The sequence below is a fragment of the Pseudomonas sp. GW821-FHT04C07 genome (assembly GCF_059420325.1).
Genome location: NZ_JBWKTM010000017.1, coordinates 80,162 through 101,096 on the forward strand (window position 1 = coordinate 80,162; position 20,935 = coordinate 101,096).

Sequence of the window (20,935 nt, forward strand, 5' to 3'; positions counted from 1 at the left end):
CCCTTGCCATGCACCTCCAGAGAATCCGCATGCAAACTTTTTTTATCGCGCCCACCGATTTTGGTGTGGGTCTGACCTCTATCAGCCTCGGGCTGGTGCGTACCCTTGAACGGGCCGGGCTGAAAGTCGGTTTCTTCAAGCCAATTGCCCAGCCGCACCCCGGCGACACCGGGCCTGAACGCTCCACCGAACTGGTGGCCCGCACCCACGGCCTGAAACCGCCACAGCCGTTGGGCCTGGCCCACGTCGAGCGAATGCTTGGCGATGGTCAACTCGATGAGCTACTGGAAGAAATCATCACCCTTTACCAGCAGGCCGCGATTGGCAAAGACGTGCTGATTGTCGAAGGCATGGTGCCAACCCGCAGCGCCAGCTACGCCGCCCGGGTCAACCTGCATCTGGCGAAAAGCCTGGATGCCGAAGTGATTCTGGTCTCGGCACCGGAAAACGAAGTGCTTACCGAACTGTCCGGTCGGGTCGAGTTGCAGGCGCAGCTATTCGGCGGTCCGAAAGACCCGAAAGTCCTCGGCGTGATCCTCAACAAGGTTCGGACCGATGAAAGCATGGAGGCCTTCGCCGCTCGCCTGAAAGAGCATTCGCCGTTGCTGCGCAGCGGCGATTTCCGTCTGCTCGGCTGCATCCCGTTCCAGCCTGAACTGAACGCCCCACGCACCCGCGACGTAGCGGACCTGATGGGCGCACAAGTGCTCAACGCCGGCGACTACGAAACCCGGCGCATGACCAAGATCATCATCTGCGCTCGCACCATGCGCAACACCGTGGAACTGCTCAAGCCAGGCGTGCTGGTGGTGACCCCCGGCGATCGCGACGACATCATCCTCGCCGTCAGCCTCGCGGCAATGAACGGCGTGCCGCTGGCCGGCCTGTTGCTGACCAGCGACACCCTGCCCGACCCACGAATCATGGACCTCTGCCGAGGCGCCTTGCAGGCCGGTCTGCCGGTATTGTCGGTGAGTACCGGCTCCTACGACACCGCCAACCAGTTGAACGGTTTGAACAAGGAAATTCCGATCGACGACCGCGAACGTGCGGAGATCATCACTGACTTCGTCGCCAGCCACCTGGACGCAAACTGGTTGCATCAGCGCTGTGGCACGCCACGGGAAATGCGTCTGTCGCCGGCAGTGTTCCGCTATCAATTGATCCAGCGCGCCCAGGCCGCCAACAAACGCATCGTCCTGCCTGAAGGCAGCGAACCCTTGACCGTACAGGCGGCGGCGATCTGCCAGGCTCGCGGTATCGCTCGCTGCGTGTTACTGGCCAAGCCCGAGGACGTGCAGGCAGTCGCGCGCGCCCAAGGCATCGAGTTGCCTGAAGGCCTGGAGATTCTCGATCCGGACCTGATCCGTCAGCGCTATGTCGAACCAATGGTCGCACTGCGCAAAACCAAAAGCCTCAACGCCCCGATGGCCGAGCAGCAACTGGAAGACACCGTGGTGATCGGCACCATGATGCTGGCGCTCGATGAGGTCGACGGGCTGGTATCCGGGGTCATTCACTCCACCGCCAACACCATTCGTCCGGCCCTGCAACTGATCAAGACCGCGCCCGGCTGCACGCTGGTTTCGTCGGTGTTTTTCATGCTGTTCCCGGAAGAAGTGCTGGTTTACGGCGACTGCATCATGAACCCGCACCCGAGCGCCAGCGAACTGGCCGAGATTGCGCTGCAAAGCGCCGACTCCGCCGCGGCATTCGGCATCACCCCCCGGGTGGCGATGCTCAGCTATTCCAGTGGCGAGTCGGCCAGCGGTGAAGAAGTCGAGAAAGTCCGCGAAGCCACCTTGCTCGCCCATGAAACGCAGAACTCGCTACTGATCGACGGCCCGTTACAGTACGACGCCGCGGCCAACGAAGTCGTGGCTCGGCAATTGGCGCCGAACAGTCAGGTGGCCGGTCGGGCAACGGTGTTCATTTTTCCCGACCTGAATACCGGCAACACCACCCACAAAGCCGTGCAGCGCAGTGCCGATTGCGTCAGCCTCGGACCGATGCTGCAAGGCCTGCGTAAACCGGTAAACGATTTGCCGCGCGGCGCTCAGGTCGACGACATCGTCTACACCATTGCCCTGACTGCGATTCAAGCCGCCAACCGACCTCTGGACCTCTAAATGCTGGATTTTCTACCCGCACCGGTGCGCGGCGTGATCGCCTCGCTGCTGTTGGCGCTGAACACTATTGCCTGCTGCACCCCGCTGTTTATCGTGGCAATCGTCAAACTGCTGCTGCCGTTCCCGGCCGCCCAACGCTTCACCGACTGGCTGATGAGCCATATCCACGAAGCCTGGATCAGCAACAACAAAGCCTGGATGAACCTGCTGCGTCGGACTCGCTGGCACCTCAGCGGCCTTGATGGCCTGGACTATCAGCACTCGTACCTGATCACCAGCAATCATCAGAGCTGGGTCGACATCATGGTGCTGCAGTACGTGCTGAACCGGCGTATCCGTCCGCTGAAGTTCTTCCTCAAGCAGGAGTTGATCTGGGTCCCGGTGATCGGTCTGGCCTGGTGGGCGCTGGGCTTCCCGTTCATGAAGCGCTACTCCAAGGCCTATCTGGCCAAGTACCCGGAAAAGAAAGGCAAAGACCTGGAAACCACCCGCAAGACTTGCGCGAAGTTTCGCGACAATCCTGTCGGTATCTTCAACTTCGTCGAAGGCACGCGCTTCACCGAAGGCAAACACGCACAGCAAAACTCACCGTTGCGCTACCTGCTCAAGCCCAAGGCCGGCGGCATCGCCTTTGTGCTGGATGCCATGGGCGAACAGCTGGAGTCGATCGTCAACGTCACCATCCACTACCCGGCCGGGCGTCCCGGTTATTGGGACTTGCTGTGCGGCAAGGTGAATGACCTTGTGGTGCATTTCGAGGAAGTACGGATTCCAGCGCAATTCATCGGCAAGAACTACGACCAGGATGATGAGTACCGCCTGGAGTTTCAGCAGTGGATCAATGTGCTGTGGGAAAACAAGGATGCATTGCTGGCGCAGATGCATCTGGAGTATCCGAGCAAACGCTGACCGCCTGTACACAATCGTTCCCACGCTCCGCGTGGGAATGCATCCCGTGACGCTCTGCGTCACAGCTGAAGAGGACGCGGAGCGTCCAAGGCGGCATTCCCACGCAGAGCGTGGGAACGATCAATCCCGGATCAACAAAAAGCCCGCAACCGATCACTCGGTTGCGGGCTTTTCAGTGCGCGTGAAGCTTAGATCGCGCCGCGGTTACGCAGCAGTTCCAGTACTTGCTTGACACACTCTTCCAGCGACAGCGACTGGGTGTCGACCACAAGGTCAGCGTCCAGCGGCACGTCGTACGGGAAGGAGTCGCCAGGGATGTTGTCCCCGCCCGCCGCGTACAAGCCTTGCGGATCACGCTCGGCGCAGACCGTCGGCGAAGCCTGGACATAGACAGTCAGCAAACGATCGCCGCCGATCAGCGCCTTGGCCTGTTCGCGACCTTCGGCATCCGGTGCGACGAACGCCGCCAACGTCAGCAGGCCGGCTTCGTTGAACTGACGCGCGACGTGAGCCGCACGACGCCAGTTCTCGGTACGCCCGGAGCGATCCTGCGGCAAACCTTTGTTCAGGTCATGACGCAGGTTCTGGCCATCGAGTACGAACACCGCACGACCCATGTCGAACAATTTGCGTTCAACCGCATAGGCCAGTGTGCTTTTGCCGGCACCGGACAGGCCGCTGAACAGCACGGTGGCCGGTTGCTGGCCGAAGCGCTGGGCACGCTCTTCGGTGGCAACATGAGCCAGTTTGCCGTGGTGAGTGACGCTGTCATGAGCCAGAGGCTGGGCGATGATCATGCCCGCTGCGACAGTGCCATTGGTCAAACGGTCGATGACGATGAACGAACCGGTGGTGCGGTTACTGTCGTAACCGTCCAGCGCAATGGCTGCATCGAGGCTGATCTTCACCCGACCGATCTCGTTCAACTGCAACGCGCTGGCAGGACCTTCGGCCAGGGTGTTCACATCGACGCGATTGACGATGCTGGTGATCGAACCCGGCACGTACGTGGTAGCACGTTTGATGTCGTATTTCTTGCCCGGCAGCATCGGCTCTTCAGCCATCCACACCAGCATGGCGTCGAAAGCGTCGGTCACTTGCGGGACATTGTCGGCATGCACCAGCAAGTCGCCACGGGAGATATCGATCTCGTCTTCCATGGTCAGCGTCACCGCCTGACCTGGGCCTGCGTGTTCCAGCTCGCCTTCAAAGGTGACGATGGATTTGACGCGGCTGCTCTTGCCCGACGGCAGAACCACGACTTCATCGCCTTTGTGCACGATGCCGCTGGCCAGGGTACCGGCGAAACCACGGAAATTCAGGTTCGGACGATTGACGTACTGCACCGGGAAACGCAAGTCGGCGTAGTTGCGGTCACTGGCAATTTCGACGGTTTCGAGAATCTCCATCAACGATTGACCGGTGTACCAGGGCGAACGCTCGCTCTTGTTCACCACGTTGTCGCCCTTGAGCGCCGACATCGGGACAAACGCCATAGTGGTCGGCTTGAACGCGATGCCTTCGGCGAACTTCAGGTAATCGGACTTGATCGACTCGAACACGGTTTCATCGAAGCCGTTGAGGTCCATCTTGTTGATGGCGACAACGATGTGTTTGATGCCCAGCAACGAGGCGATAAAGCTGTGGCGACGGGTCTGGGTCTGCACGCCGTAACGGGCGTCCACCAGAATGATCGCCAGGTCGCAGGTCGATGCGCCGGTGGCCATGTTGCGGGTGTACTGCTCATGGCCGGGGGTGTCGGCGATGATGAATTTGCGCTTGGCGGTCGAGAAATAACGGTAGGCGACATCGATGGTGATGCCCTGCTCGCGCTCGGCCTGCAGGCCATCGACCAGCAATGCCAGATCGATATCGTCGCCCGTGGTGCCGACTTTCTTCGAATCGCGGGTGATGGCTTCCAGATGATCTTCGTAGATCATCTTGGAGTCGTGCAGCAGACGCCCGATCAGGGTGCTCTTGCCGTCGTCGACGTTGCCACAGGTGAGAAAGCGCAGCATTTCCTTGCGTTCGTGCTGGGCCAGATAGGCGAGGATGTCCTCGCTGATCAATTCAGATTGATGCGACATGTGAGACACCCTGTTTAGAAATAGCCCTGACGTTTCTTTTCTTCCATGGAACCGGCGCCATCGTGATCGATGACCCGGCCCTGGCGCTCGGAAGTTCGCGTCAGGAGCATTTCCTGAATGATGTCGGTAAGGCTGGTGGCCTCGGACTCGACCGCGCCCGTCAACGGGTAGTCGCCAAGTGTGCGGAAACGGACCTTCTTCTTGACGATGCGAGCCTTGTCTTCATCGCTCAGGTGATTGAGCAGACGCTCGTCGTCGATCATGATCCACGTGCCGTTCATCTCGATGACATCGCGTTCGGCGGCGAAGTACAGCGGCACGATCGGGATACCTTCAAGGTAGATGTACTGCCAGATGTCCAGCTCGGTCCAGTTCGACAGCGGGAATACCCGGATCGACTCGCCTTTGTTGACGTTGCCGTTGTAGACGTTCCACAACTCGGGGCGCTGGTTTTTCGGGTCCCAGCGGTGCTTGCTGTCACGGAAGGAATACACGCGCTCTTTGGCACGAGACTTCTCTTCGTCGCGACGGGCGCCACCGAAAGCGGCGTCGAAGCCGTATTTGTCCAAAGCCTGCTTGAGGCCTTCGGTCTTCATGATGTCGGTGTGCTTTGCGCTACCGTGGGTCAGCGGGTTGATGCCCTGCGCTATACCCTCCGGATTGACGTGCACCAGCAGGTCCAGGCCCAGTTCTTCGACCATGCGGTCGCGGAAGCTGTACATCTCCTTGAATTTCCACTGGGTGTCGACGTGCATCACCGGGAATGGCAGCTTGCCGGGGAAGAATGCCTTGCGCGCAAGGTGCAGCATTACAGCGGAGTCTTTACCGACGGAGTACAGCATCACCGGGTTATCGAACTCGGCGGCGACCTCGCGGATGATGTGGATGCTTTCCGCCTCCAGCTGTTTCAGATGCGTCAGTTTGTCGACCATGGCTACTCACGAAAACGATCTTATGGACGGCCAGCGGGCCGTGTTCGAGCGGGGCATGCTAGCACAGCGTCCGCTTCTATTGAGGACACCAAGTAGATCGAAACGGTATATGAATATACCCGCCTGTTTGAGCGTTCAAATCGGATTCGGGCAATCGATAAAGATGTGCTCGAGCGCAAAACGCCGCGCCAGGTAATCCCCCAGCGCCTGCACACCATAGCGTTCGGTGGCGTGGTGACCGGCGGCGATAAAGCTGATGTCGTTTTCCCGGGCGCTGTGGAAGGTCTGCTCCGAAGCTTCACCACTCAGGTACAGATCGACACCGGCCAATACCGCTTGATCAATATAACCCTGGCCTCCGCCGGTGCACCAGCCGACACGCCGAATCATCTCGCTGCCCTCAATCAACAGCGGCTCGCGGCCCATCACTTCCTGCACGTGACGGGCAAAATCACGCGCGGTCACAGGCTCGGCCAACGACCCGACCATGCCGACCACCTTGAGGTTTTCCGGGTCCAGCGGACCTTCGACCGTGATGTCCAGTTGACGCGCCAGCTGCACGTTATTGCCGACCTCGGGATGCAGGTCCAGTGGCAGGTGATACGCCAGCAGGCTGATGTCGTGCTTGAGCAAGGTCTTCAGCCGGCGCTGCTTCATCCCGGTAATGCACGGGTTCTCGCCCTTCCAGAAGTAGCCATGATGCACCAGCACCAGATCAGCCCTGGCCTCCACTGCGGCGTCCAGCAACGCCTGACTGGCGGTGACGCCGCTGACGATGCGCATGACCTGCGGCCGGCCTTCGACCTGTAAACCGTTGGGGCAGTAATCGGCAATCCGCGAACTGCTGAGGTAACGGTCCGCTTCTTCTACCAGGGTGCTCAGGGCGACGGCCATAAAAGACTCCTAAATATCCCGTTCAGAGGCGCTCGCGCGCCTCTATAATGCGCGACATTATGGGCCGTATGCGGTCCTTCGTAACCTCTCAGGACTTGCTTAATGCTCAAGGCGCTGCGTTTTTTTGGCTGGCCGCTGTTGGCCGGCGTGCTTATCGCGTTGCTGATTATTCAGCGTTACCCGCAATGGGTCGGGCTGCCAAGCCTTGACGTCAACCTGCAGCAAGCTCCGCAAACCACCAGCACCCTGCAGGGGCCTGTGTCCTACGCCGATGCGGTGGTCACTGCCGCGCCTGCGGTGGTCAACCTGTACACCACCAAGGTGATCAACAAACCCGCTCATCCACTGTTCGAGGATCCCCAGTTCCGGCGCTTTTTCGGCGACAACGCACCCAAGCAAAAGCGTATGGAGTCCAGCCTCGGCTCGGGCGTGATCATGAGCCCGGAAGGCTACCTGCTGACCAACAACCACGTTACCACCGGCGCTGACCAAATCGTGGTGGCCCTCAAGGATGGCCGCGAAACCCTGGCCCGAGTGATCGGCAGTGATCCGGAGACCGACCTTGCGGTCCTGAAAATTGATCTGAAGAATTTGCCCTCGATCACCGTCGGCCGCTCCGAAAACATCCGCGTCGGCGACGTCGCGCTGGCCATCGGCAACCCGTTCGGCGTCGGCCAGACCGTCACTATGGGCATCATCAGCGCCACCGGGCGCAATCAGCTGGGTTTGAACAACTACGAAGACTTCATCCAGACCGACGCCGCGATCAACCCCGGTAACTCGGGCGGTGCACTGGTAGACGCCAATGGCAACCTGACCGGGATCAACACGGCGATCTTCTCCAAATCCGGCGGCTCTCAGGGCATCGGGTTTGCCATCCCGATCAAACTGGCCATGGAAGTGATGAAGTCGATTATCGAGCACGGCCAGGTGATCCGTGGCTGGCTCGGCATCGAAGTACAGCCGCTGTCTCAGGAACTGGCGGAATCCTTTGGCCTCTCCGGACGTCCGGGCATTGTGGTCGCCGGAATTTTCCGTGATGGCCCGGCGCAGAAAGCCGGTCTGCAACTGGGCGATGTGATCCTCAGCATCGACGGCGAACCGGCCGGTGACGGGCGCCGCTCGATGAACCAGGTGGCGCGGATCAAGCCGAGCGACAAGGTCACCATCCAGGTCATCCGCAACGGCCAGGATCTCAAGCTCACGGCGGAAATCGGTCTGCGTCCGCCGCCAGCGCCCGTCAAAGAAGAGCAGTAAGCGCCAGCCCGGCTCGCCGGGCTAAAAGCATACATTCTCATTGGTCATGTTATATTGTTTCAATATTGCTATTGGAACGATGTCATGACGTCTCGCAAAACTGCTTCCCTGGCAGGCCTGGCCCTTGGTCTGCTGGGGGATCCGGTCTTCGCCGAAGAACCACAACCGCTGGAACTCGACGCCATCAGCGTCACCGCCGACTACGAATCCCCCACCGGCCCGGTCAAGGGCTATCGCGTCACTCGTTCCTCCAGCGCGAGCAAAACCGATACGGCCATTCGGGATATTGCGCAGTCCATCAGTGTGATCCCCGCCAGCGTGCTCAAGGATTTGGGCAGCACCAGCGTCGAACGCGCCCTGGAGTTTGCCGGCGGCGTCTCGAAACAAAACAACTTCGGTGGCCTGACCCTCTACGAATACAGCGTGCGCGGCTTCACCACTTCGCAGTTCTACAAGGACGGCTTTAGCGCCAACCGCGGTTTCCCAAGCACACCGGATGCCGCCAACATCGAGCGCATCGAAGTACTCAAAGGGCCGGCAGCCAGCCTGTATGGTCGTGGCGATCCCGGCGGCACGGTGAATATCGTCACCAAAAAACCGCAACCCGAAGCCTTCACGACGTTGCAAACCAGCACCGGCAGTTGGGATCGCTACCGTAGTGCAATGGACGTCAACACCCCCCTCGACGAGCAAGGCAATGTGCTGTCCCGGGTCAACCTCGCGGTAGAAGACAACCACAGCTTGCGCGATCACGTCGACAGTCGGCGGGTGTTCGTCGCGCCGTCGTTCAGTTGGCAACCCGACCCGGATACCAGCCTGCTGGTGGAAAGTGAATTCGTACGCCACAGCTCGACATTCGATCGCGGCATCGTTGCACCGAACAACACGTGGAGCGGTGTATCGCGCTCTACCTTCCTCGGCGAGCCCAACGACGATGACATTGATAACCACAACAACATGCTCCAGGCCGCGCTCGAACATCATTTGAACGATGCCTGGAAACTGCGCCTGGCCAGTCATTACAAGCAGGGCAAACTCTGGGGTTTCGCCTCGGAAGCCCGCCCGCTGAACGCCGATCAGCACACCGTCAACCGTCGCTACCGGGAGCGCGATAGCGACTGGCACGACAGCATTACCCAGCTTGAACTACGCGGTCTGTTCGACATCGGCAATTGGCAGCACGAGCTGCTGATCGGCAGCGAATACGAGAACTACCGCAAGAATGAACGGGTCACCACTATCGCCGGTAGCCCGTATGCCATCGATATCTACAACCCGGTTTACGGCCAGCCGAAACCCGATGGTGCGCGCTCGGGCACAGACTTCTTCGAACATGTCGAAAGCCAGGCGCTGAACCTGCAAGACCAGATCGTCTTCAGCGAACGTCTGCGAGGCATGCTCGGCGTTCGCCTGGAGCACTTCGAACAGAAGATCGACGACTTCACGAGGAACGCCAGTACCCGGCAAACCCATGACGCTCTGACCCAACGCGCGGGCCTGCTCTACCAACTGACACCGCAAGTCGGCCTGTTCGCCAATGCGTCCACCTCGTTCAAACCGAACGACGGCCTGGATGTCAGCAGCAAATCCTTCGATCCAGAGGAAGGCGTCGGCTATGAAGCCGGTATCAAGAGCGAGCTGTTCGACGATCGCCTGAGCACCACCCTCGCCGCTTTCCACATCGAGAAAGAAAACGTTCTGACCCTTGACCCGGCCACCGACAACTATCGCGCCATGGGCAAGGGCCGCAGCCAGGGCATTGACCTGCAAGTCACCGGGCAACTCAGTGACGCCGTGCGAGTGATCGGTGCTTTCGCCTATATCGATGCCGAGGTCACAAAAGGCGACAAAGCGATCCCCACCGGCAGCCGGATTCTCGGTGTAGCCAAACGCAGCGGCAGTCTGTTGGGCGTGTATGTATTTCAGGATGGCCTGATGCGCGGCGCCGATGTCGGCGCGGCGCTCACCTATGTGGGTGACCGCTCAGGCGAAGCCGGTGGCGATTTCGAACTGCCCGCCTACCACACCGTCGACCTGCTGGCCCATTACAAGACCAGCGAAAACGTCACCGTGGGGCTGAATCTGAACAACCTCTTCGACGAGAAATATTACGAGCGCTCCTACAGTAATTACTGGGTCAACCCCGGCGAGCCGCGCAATTTCACCGTCAGCCTGACACTCAATCTGTAAAAGGGAACCGCCATGCAACAACCAAAAACACTGGCTCTGCTGGGTCTGCTCGGCGCGTTGTTCGCCACTCAAGTCTCGGCCCACGGCCTGTGGACCGAACAACGCCGTGGTAATGTCGAAGTCATCTACGGCCATGGCGCCGAGGACAATGCCTTCAAAGCGCAGAAAATCAGCGGTGCCTGGGCCTATGACGTCGCAGGCAAGATGATCCCGGTCACCGTACAACGCTTGGCCGATCATGCGCGCCTTCAACCACTCAAGCCGCCCGCCGTGCTGGCCGTGGCGCTGGATAACGGTATGTGGTCGCAGACCGCTGACAAGCAATGGGTCAATCAGGGACGCAGCAAAGTACCGGGAGCGATCGCCTCGACCCAGACCTTCAAGTACAGCCTGGCGATTTATCAGCCGGGGGCCAGGTTTGCGAAGCTGGATCAGATCAAACTGCTGATCCTGCCGGAAGTCGATCCGCTCACCGTCGGCCCGGGCCAGTCACTGCCGGTGCGCGTGCTGCTCGATGGCAAACCTGCGGCCGGGGTGAAGTTGATTGGCGATTATCGCAACGCGCCGAACACCCTGAGTACCGAAACGGATGCCGAAGGTCGGGCACAGGTGCTGGTGCGTAATGAAGGGCTGAATGTGATTGCAGCGCAGGTGGAAATCCCGCTGAAAGACAATGCCGATGTGGCGTCGCGGGGATTGTTCAGTTCACTGACGTTTTTGGGTGAAGCGCATCACGAGTAAGGCAAAGATCGTTCCCACGCGGAGCGTGGGAACGATCAATCAAAACCAACTACAGGTCGCCCAAGCCGTCCAGCAACGCCTGGTTCTGCTCTGGCGTGCCGATGGAGATGCGCAGGAACTGAGCGATTCGCTCCTGCTTGAAGTGGCGCACGATCACGCCTTGCTCACGCAACTTGGCCGCCAGGCCTGCCGCGTCGTGTTGCGGATGACGGGCGAAGATGAAGTTCGCCGCCGACGGCAGCACTTCAAAACCCTTTGCCTGCAATTGCTCAACCACGTGTTCACGACTGTCGATAACCAGCTTGCAGGTCTTGTCGAAGTGCTCACGATCCTCGAACGCGGCTGCCGCGCCGACGATCGCCAGACGATCCAGCGGGTAGGAGTTGAAGCTGTTCTTGATCCGCTCCAGCGCCTCGATCAAATCCGCATGACCGACCGCCAGACCGACCCGCAGACCCGCCAGGGAACGCGACTTGGACAGTGTCTGAGTCACCAGCAGATTCGGATAACGATCCACCAGGCTGATCGCCGTCTCGCCACCGAAGTCGATGTAGGCCTCGTCGACAACGACTACTGAGTCCGGGCTGGCCTTGAGGATTTGCTCGACCGCGTCCAGCGCCAAGAGGCAACCGGTTGGCGCATTCGGATTGGGGAAAATGATCCCGCCGTTAGGCCTGGCATAGTCCGAGACGCGAATCTGAAACTGCTCATCCAGCGCCACCGCTTCGAATGCCATACCGTACAGGCCGCAGTACACCGGATAGAAGCTGTAGCTGATGTCCGGAAACAGCAGCGGCTGATCGTGTTGGAGCAAACCGTGGAAAACATGGGCCAGCACTTCATCGGAACCGTTGCCGAGGAACACCTGATTGCTCTGCACCCCGTAGTACTTGGCAACGGCTTGCTTGAGCAGGTCGCTGTTCGGATCCGGATACAGACGCAGGTTGTCGTTCAATTCGGTCTGCATCGCCGCCAAGGCTTTAGGCGATGGACCATAAGGATTTTCGTTGGTGTTGAGCTTGACCAGTTTCGCCAGCTTCGGCTGCTCACCCGGCACGTAAGGCACCAGATTCTTGACGAAGGGACTCCAGAATTTACTCATGCTTGTTTCCCCTCTTCATTGGTAACGATCCGGTATTCCGCGCTGCGGGCGTGGGCAGTCAGGGACTCGCCGCGGGCCAGCACTGAAGCGGTTTTGCCCAGTTCGGAAGCGCCCGCCTGCGAACAGAAAATAATCGACGAACGCTTCTGGAAGTCATACACCCCCAGCGGCGAGGAGAAACGCGCAGTGCCGGAAGTCGGCAACACGTGGTTGGGACCGGCGCAGTAGTCGCCCAAGGCCTCGCAGGTGTGACGGCCCATGAAGATCGCACCGGCATGGCGGATCTGCGGCAACCAGGCTTGCGGATCGGCGACCGACAGCTCCAGGTGCTCCGGGGCAATGCGGTTGGCCACGTCGATGGCTTGCTGCATGTCGCGAACCTGAATCAACGCACCACGACCGTTGATCGAGGTCTCTATGATTTCGGCGCGTTCCATGGTCGGCAGCAGTTTGGCGATACTCGCCGCCACCTTGTCGAGGAACCCGGCATCCGGGCTGATCAGAATGGCCTGGGCATCTTCGTCGTGCTCAGCCTGGGAAAACAGGTCCATGGCAATCCAGTCCGGATCGGTCTGACCGTCGCAGACCACCAGAATCTCGGACGGGCCGGCAATCATGTCGATACCGACCTGACCAAACACGTGGCGCTTGGCGGTGGCCACATAGATGTTGCCCGGGCCGACGACTTTGTCGACCTTGGGCACACTTTCGGTGCCATAAGCCAAGGCGGCAACGGCCTGGGCGCCACCGATGGTAAATACCCGGTCAACACCGGCGATGCAGGCTGCGGCCAGCACCAGTTCATTGATTTCACCGCGCGGGGTCGGTACGACCATGACCACTTCGGTCACGCCCGCGACCTTGGCCGGGATCGCGTTCATCAACACCGAAGACGGATAGGAAGCCTTGCCTCCGGGGACGTACAGACCAGCGCGGTCAAGCGGCGTGACCTTCTGGCCCAGCACCGTGCCGTCGGCCTCGGTGTAGCTCCAGGAATCCTGTTTCTGTTTTTCGTGGTAGCTGCGTACTCGCGTAGCAGCTTTTTCCAGCGCTTCACGCTGGGGCACGGTGATCCGGGTCAGGGCCAGCTCCAGACGCTCACGGGGCAGAATCAGATCGGCCATCGATGTCACTTCAAGGCCGTCGAAGCGCTGGGTGAATTCCACCAGCGCCGCGTCGCCGCGTTCGCGCACGGCTTTGATGATATCCAGCACCCGCTGATTGACCGAGTCGTCAGACACACTTTCCCAGCTCAGCAGATGATCCAGATGATGCGCGAAATCCGGGTCAGCAGCGTTGAGTCGGCGAATTGCAGTGGGAGCGGTCATAGCGAGGGCCTCAATAATTGGCGAATGCTCAAATGGGCAAAGCTTGGTTTTGCAAAGCTGGGTTTTGCAAATCTCAGGCGCCGCAAGACTACCAAGCCATCCGCGTGGGCACCTGAGAATTCTGGCTATGACACGGATAGATGGGCGCGACCGGGGTCGCGCGGATGGGTCAGCCGCGGTGTCGCGACTCTACCGCTTTGCGCAGGGTATCGATCAGCGCCTGGATACGGGCGTGCTGCATTTTCATGGAGGCCTTGTTGACCACCAGACGGGAACTGATCATCGAGATCAACTCCTGAGGCTCCAGGCCATTGGCCCGCAACGTGTTGCCAGTGTCTACGACGTCGATGATCTTGTCCGCCAGACCGATCAACGGAGCCAGTTCCATCGAGCCGTAAAGCTTGATGATGTCGACCTGACGGCCCTGTTCGGCGTAGTAACGCTTGGCAACGTTGACGAACTTGGTCGCCACCCGTAGCCGGCCTTTGGGCTCAACCGCGCCAATGGCACCAGCGGTCATCAGCCTGCACTGGGCAATCTGCAGGTCCAATGGCTCGTACAGGCCTTGGCCGCCGTACTCCATCAACACATCTTTACCGGCCACACCGAGATCGGCGGCACCATGCTCGACGTAGGTCGGCACATCGGTAGCACGCACGATCAGCAAGCGCACATCGGCCTGGGTCGTGGGGATGATCAGCTTGCGGCTCTTGTCCGGATTCTCGGTCGGTACAATGCCCGCTTCAGCCAGAAGCGGCAGAGTGTCATCGAGAATGCGGCCCTTGGACAGTGCGATGGTCAACATGGGAAACGTAAGTCCTTATCAGGATACTTATGCCCGGTCACAAACGGCGCCGGACAAACATCGAACCTGAACATTACAGGCTCGACTTGAAACGAAACCAACTATCGGGCACCTCCATGTGCCCATGACGCAAGAAACTAGCCCGGTACGCGGCGAATCTTGGCGCCGAGCATCTGCAGCTTCTCTTCGATGCACTCGTAACCACGGTCGATGTGGTAGATGCGGTCGATCAGCGTGTCGCCTTCGGCGATCAGTGCCGAGATGACCAGACTGGCCGAAGCCCGCAGGTCGGTGGCCATGACTGGCGCGCCTTTAAGCTTCTCGGTGCCGGTAACGATCGCGGTGTTGCCTTCGACCTGGATCTTGGCACCCATGCGGTGCAGTTCATACACGTGCATGAAGCGGTTTTCGAAGATGGTCTCGATCACCGCACCAGTGCCTTCGGCAATGGCGTTGAGCGAGATGAACTGCGCCTGCATGTCGGTCGGGAACGCCGGGTACGGAGCAGTACGCACGTTGACGGCTTTTGGCCGCTTGCCGTGCATGTTCAGTTCGATCCAGTCTTCACCGGTGGTAATTTCGGCACCCGATTCCCTGAGTTTTTCCAGTACGGCTTCAAGTATGGTCGGATCGGTGTCCTTGACCTTCACGCGGCCGCCCGTGACAGCAGCAGCCACCAGGTAGGTACCGGTTTCGATGCGGTCAGGCATCACTTTGTAAATCGTCGGGTGCAGACGCTCCACGCCATCGATGGTGATGGTGTCAGTGCCGGCACCGGAGATCTTGGCACCCATGGCGTTCAGGAAGTTCGCCAGGTCGATGACTTCGGGCTCGCGGGCGGCGTTTTGCAGCACGCTGCGACCGTTGGCCAGCGCGGCAGCCATCATGATGTTTTCGGTACCGGTCACACTGACGGTATCGAAGAAGAAGTGCGCACCGCGCAGGCCGCCTTCAGGCGCCTTGGCCTTGATGTAGCCACCTTCGACTTCGATGGTTGCGCCCATGGCTTCGAGGCCACGGATGTGCAGGTCGACCGGACGCGAGCCAATGGCGCAACCGCCAGGCAGCGCGACTTCGGCTTCACCGAAACGGGCAACCATCGGCCCCAGCACCAGTATCGAGGCACGCATGGTTTTCACCAGTTCGTACGGTGCGACCAAGGTCTTGATGGTACGCGGATCGATTTCAACGCTGAGTTTTTCGTCGATCACCGGCTCAATGCCCATGCGACCGAACAGCTCGATCATGGTGGTGATATCGTGCAGGTGCGGCAGGTTGGCGACGGTTACAGGACCATCGCACAGCAAGGTTGCAGCCAGAATCGGCAGGGCAGAGTTCTTTGCCCCGGAGATGCGAATTTCGCCATCAAGACGAATGCCGCCGGTAATAATCAATTTATCCATAAGAATCTCGACGCCCTTGGGCTCAGGTGCGCTCGGCCCAGGCCGCGCTGCTGAAAAATTTCATAGTGACCGCGTGGATGCTGCCATCGGCGATCCATGGGTTCAAATGGGCATAGATGCTCTGTTGACGCTTGACCGGGCTCAAAGCCACCAGCTCGTCACTAATCACGTTCAGCTGAAAGTTGCAGCCTTCGCCCTCAACTTCTACCTGCACTGATAAAAGAGTCTCGGACAGCTTTCCTTCAAGGAAGCTCTTCACTTCGTTGGCCTGCATGCTCAACCTCAATCGGCGCCCTGTGCGCACGGGTCGGACATCATACAAAAAAGCCCCGCGCCTGCGAACCCCGCTAAGCAGGACTCTGACGGGGGGCCTCTTTATTGATGATAGTTAAGGGTGCGCCAACAGCTCGGTCAACTCGCTGACCTGAGCGATTTCACGCATGTCGTCAGGCAGGGCACGGATGCTCAGCGCCTTGCCCGCCGCTTGCGCGTCACGCATGAAACACAGCAACAACGACAAACCGACGCTGCTGGACTTTTGCACACCCGAGCAATCAAGCACCAAGGCTGACGCCTCGCTCGACTTGATCAACACCTGGCCCTGCTTGCGCAGATCCAGCCCGGTGCGGTAATCGAGTATGCCATTGAGCATCAGCTCACCGGCCTCGCCCATGCTGACAGCCGACTCACTCATTGGGCGGGCTTCTTCTGAGTCGTTTCAGCTTCGGTCTTTTCCTTGGCTTTGGCGACTTCACCGGCCCAACCATTGATGGTCGCGTCCAGGTTATTGCCATTGCGCTGCATTGCATCGCTGAACTGATCACGGAACAGCTTGCCGATGTTGATGCCGTTGATGATCACGTTACGCAGTTTCCACTCGCCATTGATCTTTTCCAGTGTGTAAGACACAGGGTAGATCGCGCCATTGCTGCCCTTGACCGTCATGCCAACGTTTGTACGATCTCCCGACTCATCCTTGGCTGGATCGACGGTGATGCCTTGATTGTTGTACTCGAGCAAGGCGTTGCCATAGAACTGGAACAGGCCCCTCTTGAAGTTATTTTCAAAGGTTTTCATTTGCTCAGGCGTGGCTTTGCCCGAGTACTTGACCGTCATGATGCTCTTGGAGATGCCCTCGGCATCCACTACAGGCCCGACGATGCTGTTCAAGGAGTCGTAAAAGCCGCTCGGATCCCGTTTGTACTTCTCTTTATTGGCCGCCAGATCGGCGAGCAATCGATTGGTGGTGTCCTGAACCAGATCGTGCGCGGAAGGCGCAGCCACGGCGTTAGCCACCAACGGCAATGCCGCGAGTAATACCAACAGGCCACGTCGCAAGATAGAGATCATGAAAAAACTCCTCATTTGGGGTCTTTGCTAACGGTATTGAGCAGGAATTTACCGATCAGGTCTTCAAGCACCAGCGACGACTGGGTGTCATGGATGGTTCCACCATCCTTGAGCAGAGTCTGCTCCCCACCCACGCTGAGGCCGATGTATTTCTCGCCCAACAGGCCAGAGGTCAGGATAGATGCAGTGGAGTCAGTCGGCAGGTTATCTACACGCTTTTCCAGCTGCAACGTGACCCGACCGGTGAAACTGTCGCGATCCAGATCGATAGCCGTGACCTTGCCGATGGTTACACCGGCCATGGTCACTTTGGATCTGACAGTCAAACCGGCGATATTGTCGAAATACGCATAAAGTTTATAACTGTCACTGCTCGCGCTCGGGGACAGGCCACTGACCCGCAAAGCCAGCAGCAGCAAAGCCAGGATGCCAGCCAGCAAGAAAAGGCCGACACCGATTTCCAGGGTGCGGTTTTGCATCAGAAATCTCCAAACATCAAGGCGGTCAGAATAAAGTCGAGGCCGAGAATGGCCAAAGAGGCATACACCACCGTCTTGGTGGTGGCACGACTGATCCCCTCGGATGTGGGCTCACAGTCATAGCCTTGAAAAACGGCGATCCAGGTCACTACAAAAGCGAAAACGATGCTTTTGATAACACCATTGAGCACATCGCCGTTGAAACTCACGCTATTTTGCATATTCGACCAGTAGGAGCCTTCATACACTCCAAGCCAGTCGACAGCTACCCAGGAGCCACCCCAGATCCCTACCACGCTGAAAATTATCGCCAGCAGCGGTAGCGAAATGAAGCCGGCCCAGAGGCGCGGGGCAATGATGTACTTGAGCGGGTCCACGCCAATCATTTCCAGACTGGAGAGCTGCTCGGTGGATTTCATGTTGCCGATTTCGGCGGTCAGGGCCGAACCGGCACGCCCGGCAAACAGCAAGGCGGTGACCACCGGCCCCAATTCACGCAGCAACGTCAGCGCAACCATCTGCCCGACCGCCTGCTCCGAACCGTAGCTGGACAGGATATTGAAGCCTTGCAGTGCCAGTACCATGCCGATGAATATCCCGGAGACCACAATGATCACCAGGGACATCACACCCACCGAATGCAATTGTTTTACCAGCAGGCCAAACCCGCCGCCGATGCTCCCGCGACCAAGCAGTGTGTGAAACAGAAACAGCGTCGAACGTCCCAGCGACTCGACAATGTCGATGCCGGATCGACCAAAGAGGCGAATCCTCTCGATTAATGAAGTCTTGTGCATCAGCGCTTCCCCAGAAGATCTGCGCGGTAATCCTGCGCCGGGAAGTGGAACGGAACCGGGCCGTCTGGATCGCCTTTCATGAATTGGCGAATGCGCGGGTTGTCGGTGTTCATCAATTCCTCAGGAGTCCCTTGCCCCAACACTTGTCCATCGCCGACCACATACAGGTAATCGGCAATGCTCGCGGTTTCGGCCAAATCGTGGGAAACCACGATACTGGTGATCCCCAGAGCGTCATTAAGCAGACGGATCAGGCGCACCAGTACGCCCATGGCGATAGGGTCCTGCCCGACAAAGGGTTCGTCATACATGAGAATCAGCGGATCGAGGGCAATGGCTCGTGCCAACGCGACGCGACGTTTCATGCCGCCCGACAGCTCGTCAGGCATCAAATCGATGGCACCCCGCAGCCCCACCGCCTGCAATTTGAGCAGAACGATGTCGCGGATCATTTCATCCGGTAATTGGGTATGAACGCGCAACGGAAAGGCAACGTTCTCGAAAACGTCCAGATCCGTGAACAATGCGCCGCTTTGAAACAACACGCCCATTTGCTTGCGCGCGTCGAACAGGTCGCTGCGCGATAGCTTCGGCAGGTTCTGACCGTTGACCCAGACTTCACCGGCGCTGGGCCGCAACTGCGCGCCTATCAGGCGTAACAGCGTGGTTTTACCGCAGCCGGAAGGTCCCATGATGCCGGTGACCTTGCCTCGCGGAATGCGAATATCAACGTTATTGAAGATGCTGCGCGCACCGTGCTTGAAGGACAGTCCCTTCAGCTCGACCGCGTAGGCGTTATCGGCACTCATCTAAACTCCTTGCGATGCAGCCTCTCACTAGGACGCCTGGCTCCCTAGGCAGGCCGAACTGGCGGCGAACTATATCACTGCTGATGCAGAGCGCCCAAGGCCGAAGCCGTGCCTGTTCAGGATCAAGACAGGCAAATCACGCAAAGCCCGACGAACTTACGTGAGGGAACTGATCATTACCGTTATAATCGCCGCCTTTTCATCTGGGTATACGATTTCTGATATGAGCCAATCCAGCGACCTGATTCAATCAGCACAACGTACCATTCGCCTCGAAACTGAAGCTGTAGAAAGCTTGCTGGCTCATATCGACGCAGATTTCGTACGCGCTTGCGAGATGATTCTGGCCAGCAAAGGCCGCGTGGTTGTGGTCGGCATGGGCAAGTCAGGGCACATCGGCAATAAAATTGCCGCAACCCTGGCCAGCACCGGCACCACTGCATTTTTCGTACACCCGGCGGAAGCCAGCCACGGTGACATGGGCATGATCACCCGCGACGACATCATCCTCGCCCTGTCCAATTCCGGCTCTACCAATGAAATCATCACCCTGTTGCCGCTGATCAAGCGCATGGGCATTCAGTTGATCAGCATGACCGGCAATCCCGAGTCGGCACTGGCCAAGGCCGCAGAGGTCAATCTCAATGTTCACGTCGAGCACGAAGCCTGCCCGCTGAACCTGGCGCCGACGTCCTCCACCACCGCAGCCCTGGTAATGGGGGACGCACTGGCGGTCGCCTTGCTTGAAGCACGGGGTTTTACCGCTGAAGACTTCGCCTTCTCCCATCCGGGCGGTGCCCTGGGTCGTCGCCTGCTACTGAAAGTGGAAAATGTCATGCACTCGGGCACGGAACTGCCTCAAGTGCCGCGCGGCACCTTGCTCAAAGACGCCTTAGTGGAAATGACCCGCAAAGGCCTTGGCATGACCATGATTCTCGAGGCCGACGGGCGTCTGGCCGGGATCTTCACTGACGGCGATTTGCGTCGAACACTGGATCGCACCATTGACATCCACAGCACCACCATCGATGAAGTGATGACCGTTCATGGCAAAACCGCGCGCGCCGAAATGCTCGCGGCCCAGGCCCTGAAAATCATGGAAGACAATAAAATCAGCGCACTGGTGGTGGTCGATAGCGATGATCGCCCGGTTGGCGCCTTGAATATGCACGATTTGCTGCGTGCGGGAGTAATGTAATGAGCACAGACCTACTGCTACGCGGCAAAAACATCAAACTCGCGGTTTTCGACGTCGACGGCGTACTGACTGATGGCCGCCTGTACTTTCTTGAAGACGGCAGCGAATTCAAGACCTTCAACACTCTCGACGGCCAAGGCATCAAGATGCTGATGGCCGCGGGCGTACAGACTGCCATTATCAGCGGCCGCAAGACCCCGGTGGTCGAGCGCCGCGCGAAAAATCTCGGTATTCCTCATCTTTATCAGGGCCGCGAAGACAAACTGGTGGTACTGGACGAGCTTCTTGCTCAACTCAACCTAAGCTATGAACAAGTCGCCTACCTGGGTGACGACCTGCCCGACCTTCCCGTGATTCGTCGTGTCGGTTTGGGTATGGCGGTCGCCAACGCCGCCAGCTTCGTTCGTGAACATGCGCACGGCATCACTCAGGCCCGTGGCGGCGAAGGGGCTGCGCGCGAATTTTGCGAGTTGATCCTGCGCGCCCAAGGCAGCCTTGAAGCGGCCAACGCCGCCTACCTGTAGA

The 20,935-nt window shown here is 59.0% G+C and carries 20 protein-coding genes; 7 read left to right on the forward strand and 13 right to left on the reverse strand.

The genetic code is table 11. From position 1 onward, the window contains the following. Positions 1 to 29 precede the first annotated feature (29 nt). Positions 30 to 2,129 carry a phosphate acetyltransferase gene (gene pta / locus AC07UI_RS25925; RefSeq protein ID WP_494995165.1) on the forward strand — a complete coding sequence of 700 codons (2,100 nt, stop codon included), beginning with the start codon at positions 30 to 32 and terminating at the stop codon, positions 2,127 to 2,129. Next, complete coding sequence (gene yihG / locus AC07UI_RS25930; RefSeq protein WP_494995166.1) at positions 2,130 to 3,038, forward strand: 1-acylglycerol-3-phosphate O-acyltransferase, YihG family; 909 nt, start codon at positions 2,130 to 2,132, stop codon at positions 3,036 to 3,038. A gap of 188 nt (positions 3,039 to 3,226) precedes the next feature. Here the strand turns inward: yihG and cysN are convergent, their stop codons facing one another. From cysN to AC07UI_RS25945, 3 genes are all read right to left on the reverse strand, one after another. After that, complete coding sequence (gene cysN, locus AC07UI_RS25935; RefSeq protein WP_494995167.1) at positions 3,227 to 5,125, reverse strand: sulfate adenylyltransferase subunit CysN; 1,899 nt, start codon at positions 5,123 to 5,125, stop codon at positions 3,227 to 3,229. A gap of 14 nt (positions 5,126 to 5,139) precedes the next feature. After that, positions 5,140 to 6,057, reverse strand: coding sequence for a sulfate adenylyltransferase subunit CysD (cysD, locus tag AC07UI_RS25940; RefSeq protein WP_494995168.1), 918 nt, complete (start codon positions 6,055 to 6,057; stop codon positions 5,140 to 5,142). Positions 6,058 to 6,192: 135 nt separating this feature from the next. Further along, entirely contained in the window at positions 6,193 to 6,951 is a 759-nt protein-coding gene (locus tag AC07UI_RS25945) for a Nif3-like dinuclear metal center hexameric protein (RefSeq protein WP_494995169.1), read from the reverse strand. A 102-nt stretch (positions 6,952 to 7,053) separates the two neighbouring features. On the opposite strand from AC07UI_RS25945, the gene algW reads away from it, so the two are divergent. The 3 genes from algW (at position 7,054) to AC07UI_RS25960 (ending at position 11,139) form a co-directional block, all read left to right on the forward strand. Beyond that, positions 7,054 to 8,208, forward strand: a complete 1,155-nt coding sequence (gene algW / locus AC07UI_RS25950; RefSeq protein WP_494995170.1) for a Do family serine endopeptidase AlgW — start codon at positions 7,054 to 7,056, stop codon at positions 8,206 to 8,208. Positions 8,209 to 8,292: 84 nt separating this feature from the next. Further along, positions 8,293 to 10,398 carry a TonB-dependent siderophore receptor gene (locus tag AC07UI_RS25955; RefSeq protein ID WP_494995171.1) on the forward strand — a complete coding sequence of 702 codons (2,106 nt, stop codon included), beginning with the start codon at positions 8,293 to 8,295 and terminating at the stop codon, positions 10,396 to 10,398. Positions 10,399 to 10,410: 12 nt separating this feature from the next. Beyond that, positions 10,411 to 11,139, forward strand: a complete 729-nt coding sequence (locus tag AC07UI_RS25960) for a DUF4198 domain-containing protein (RefSeq protein WP_494995172.1) — start codon at positions 10,411 to 10,413, stop codon at positions 11,137 to 11,139. 49 nt (positions 11,140 to 11,188) lie between these two features. Here AC07UI_RS25960 and hisC read toward each other — a convergent pair whose 3' ends face one another. The 10 genes from hisC to AC07UI_RS26010 all read right to left on the reverse strand — a co-directional run bounded on the left by hisC (position 11,189) and on the right by AC07UI_RS26010 (position 19,212). Next, positions 11,189 to 12,241 carry a histidinol-phosphate transaminase gene (gene hisC, locus AC07UI_RS25965; protein ID WP_494995173.1) on the reverse strand — a complete coding sequence of 351 codons (1,053 nt, stop codon included), beginning with the start codon at positions 12,239 to 12,241 and terminating at the stop codon, positions 11,189 to 11,191. After that, on the reverse strand, positions 12,238 to 13,569 hold the full coding sequence (gene hisD / locus AC07UI_RS25970; protein WP_494995174.1) for a histidinol dehydrogenase: 1,332 nt from the start codon (positions 13,567 to 13,569) through the stop codon (positions 12,238 to 12,240). The genes hisC and hisD overlap by 4 nt, the downstream gene beginning before the upstream one ends. A 169-nt stretch (positions 13,570 to 13,738) precedes the next feature. Then, positions 13,739 to 14,374: an ATP phosphoribosyltransferase gene (hisG, locus tag AC07UI_RS25975; RefSeq protein WP_494995175.1), complete on the reverse strand. Its 636-nt coding sequence runs from the start codon at positions 14,372 to 14,374 to the stop codon at positions 13,739 to 13,741. A 137-nt stretch (positions 14,375 to 14,511) separates the two neighbouring features. Beyond that, entirely contained in the window at positions 14,512 to 15,777 is a 1,266-nt protein-coding gene (gene murA, locus AC07UI_RS25980; RefSeq protein WP_494995176.1) for a UDP-N-acetylglucosamine 1-carboxyvinyltransferase, read from the reverse strand. Between the two features lie 22 nt (positions 15,778 to 15,799). After that, entirely contained in the window at positions 15,800 to 16,051 is a 252-nt protein-coding gene (locus tag AC07UI_RS25985) for a BolA family protein (RefSeq protein ID WP_095077854.1), read from the reverse strand. Positions 16,052 to 16,165: 114 nt separating this feature from the next. After that, positions 16,166 to 16,471: an STAS domain-containing protein gene (locus tag AC07UI_RS25990; protein ID WP_494995177.1), complete on the reverse strand. Its 306-nt coding sequence runs from the start codon at positions 16,469 to 16,471 to the stop codon at positions 16,166 to 16,168. Beyond that, positions 16,468 to 17,127, reverse strand: a complete 660-nt coding sequence (locus AC07UI_RS25995; RefSeq protein WP_494995178.1) for an MlaC/ttg2D family ABC transporter substrate-binding protein — start codon at positions 17,125 to 17,127, stop codon at positions 16,468 to 16,470. The genes AC07UI_RS25990 and AC07UI_RS25995 overlap by 4 nt, the downstream gene beginning before the upstream one ends. A gap of 11 nt (positions 17,128 to 17,138) precedes the next feature. Further along, the gene (gene mlaD, locus AC07UI_RS26000; RefSeq protein ID WP_494995179.1) at positions 17,139 to 17,606 is read right to left on the reverse strand and encodes an outer membrane lipid asymmetry maintenance protein MlaD; all 468 of its coding nucleotides are present in this window, start codon (positions 17,604 to 17,606) and stop codon (positions 17,139 to 17,141) included. After that, entirely contained in the window at positions 17,606 to 18,403 is a 798-nt protein-coding gene (gene mlaE, locus AC07UI_RS26005; RefSeq protein ID WP_494995180.1) for a lipid asymmetry maintenance ABC transporter permease subunit MlaE, read from the reverse strand. The genes mlaD and mlaE overlap by 1 nt, the downstream gene beginning before the upstream one ends. Next, the gene (locus tag AC07UI_RS26010) at positions 18,403 to 19,212 is read right to left on the reverse strand and encodes an ATP-binding cassette domain-containing protein (protein ID WP_494995181.1); all 810 of its coding nucleotides are present in this window, start codon (positions 19,210 to 19,212) and stop codon (positions 18,403 to 18,405) included. Before AC07UI_RS26010 ends, mlaE begins: the two co-directional genes overlap by 1 nt. A gap of 223 nt (positions 19,213 to 19,435) precedes the next feature. Between AC07UI_RS26010 and AC07UI_RS26015 the strand changes: the two genes are divergently transcribed. Together AC07UI_RS26015 and AC07UI_RS26020 are read left to right on the forward strand one after the other, a co-directional pair. After that, positions 19,436 to 20,410, forward strand: coding sequence for a KpsF/GutQ family sugar-phosphate isomerase (locus AC07UI_RS26015; protein WP_494995182.1), 975 nt, complete (start codon positions 19,436 to 19,438; stop codon positions 20,408 to 20,410). Continuing rightward, positions 20,410 to 20,934: a KdsC family phosphatase gene (locus AC07UI_RS26020; protein WP_494995183.1), complete on the forward strand. Its 525-nt coding sequence runs from the start codon at positions 20,410 to 20,412 to the stop codon at positions 20,932 to 20,934. Before AC07UI_RS26015 ends, AC07UI_RS26020 begins: the two co-directional genes overlap by 1 nt. Position 20,935 lies beyond the last annotated feature (1 nt).

What these genes read in the sequence shown, in the direction of transcription:
- pta (WP_494995165.1), top strand. Translation starts at nt 30, where the DNA reads ATGCAAACTTTTTTTATCGCGCCCACCGATTTTGGTGTGGGTCTGACC.
- yihG (WP_494995166.1), top strand. Translation starts at nt 2,130, where the DNA reads ATGCTGGATTTTCTACCCGCACCGGTGCGCGGCGTGATCGCCTCGCTG.
- cysN (WP_494995167.1), bottom strand. Translation starts at nt 5,125, where the DNA reads ATGTCGCATCAATCTGAATTGATCAGCGAGGACATCCTCGCCTATCTG.
- cysD (WP_494995168.1), bottom strand. Translation starts at nt 6,057, where the DNA reads ATGGTCGACAAACTGACGCATCTGAAACAGCTGGAGGCGGAAAGCATC.
- AC07UI_RS25945 (WP_494995169.1), bottom strand. Translation starts at nt 6,951, where the DNA reads ATGGCCGTCGCCCTGAGCACCCTGGTAGAAGAAGCGGACCGTTACCTC.
- algW (WP_494995170.1), top strand. Translation starts at nt 7,054, where the DNA reads ATGCTCAAGGCGCTGCGTTTTTTTGGCTGGCCGCTGTTGGCCGGCGTG.
- AC07UI_RS25955 (WP_494995171.1), top strand. Translation starts at nt 8,293, where the DNA reads ATGACGTCTCGCAAAACTGCTTCCCTGGCAGGCCTGGCCCTTGGTCTG.
- AC07UI_RS25960 (WP_494995172.1), top strand. Translation starts at nt 10,411, where the DNA reads ATGCAACAACCAAAAACACTGGCTCTGCTGGGTCTGCTCGGCGCGTTG.
- hisC (WP_494995173.1), bottom strand. Translation starts at nt 12,241, where the DNA reads ATGAGTAAATTCTGGAGTCCCTTCGTCAAGAATCTGGTGCCTTACGTG.
- hisD (WP_494995174.1), bottom strand. Translation starts at nt 13,569, where the DNA reads ATGACCGCTCCCACTGCAATTCGCCGACTCAACGCTGCTGACCCGGAT.
- hisG (WP_494995175.1), bottom strand. Translation starts at nt 14,374, where the DNA reads ATGTTGACCATCGCACTGTCCAAGGGCCGCATTCTCGATGACACTCTG.
- murA (WP_494995176.1), bottom strand. Translation starts at nt 15,777, where the DNA reads ATGGATAAATTGATTATTACCGGCGGCATTCGTCTTGATGGCGAAATT.
- AC07UI_RS25985 (WP_095077854.1), bottom strand. Translation starts at nt 16,051, where the DNA reads ATGCAGGCCAACGAAGTGAAGAGCTTCCTTGAAGGAAAGCTGTCCGAG.
- AC07UI_RS25990 (WP_494995177.1), bottom strand. Translation starts at nt 16,471, where the DNA reads ATGAGTGAGTCGGCTGTCAGCATGGGCGAGGCCGGTGAGCTGATGCTC.
- AC07UI_RS25995 (WP_494995178.1), bottom strand. Translation starts at nt 17,127, where the DNA reads ATGATCTCTATCTTGCGACGTGGCCTGTTGGTATTACTCGCGGCATTG.
- mlaD (WP_494995179.1), bottom strand. Translation starts at nt 17,606, where the DNA reads ATGCAAAACCGCACCCTGGAAATCGGTGTCGGCCTTTTCTTGCTGGCT.
- mlaE (WP_494995180.1), bottom strand. Translation starts at nt 18,403, where the DNA reads ATGCACAAGACTTCATTAATCGAGAGGATTCGCCTCTTTGGTCGATCC.
- AC07UI_RS26010 (WP_494995181.1), bottom strand. Translation starts at nt 19,212, where the DNA reads ATGAGTGCCGATAACGCCTACGCGGTCGAGCTGAAGGGACTGTCCTTC.
- AC07UI_RS26015 (WP_494995182.1), top strand. Translation starts at nt 19,436, where the DNA reads ATGAGCCAATCCAGCGACCTGATTCAATCAGCACAACGTACCATTCGC.
- AC07UI_RS26020 (WP_494995183.1), top strand. Translation starts at nt 20,410, where the DNA reads ATGAGCACAGACCTACTGCTACGCGGCAAAAACATCAAACTCGCGGTT.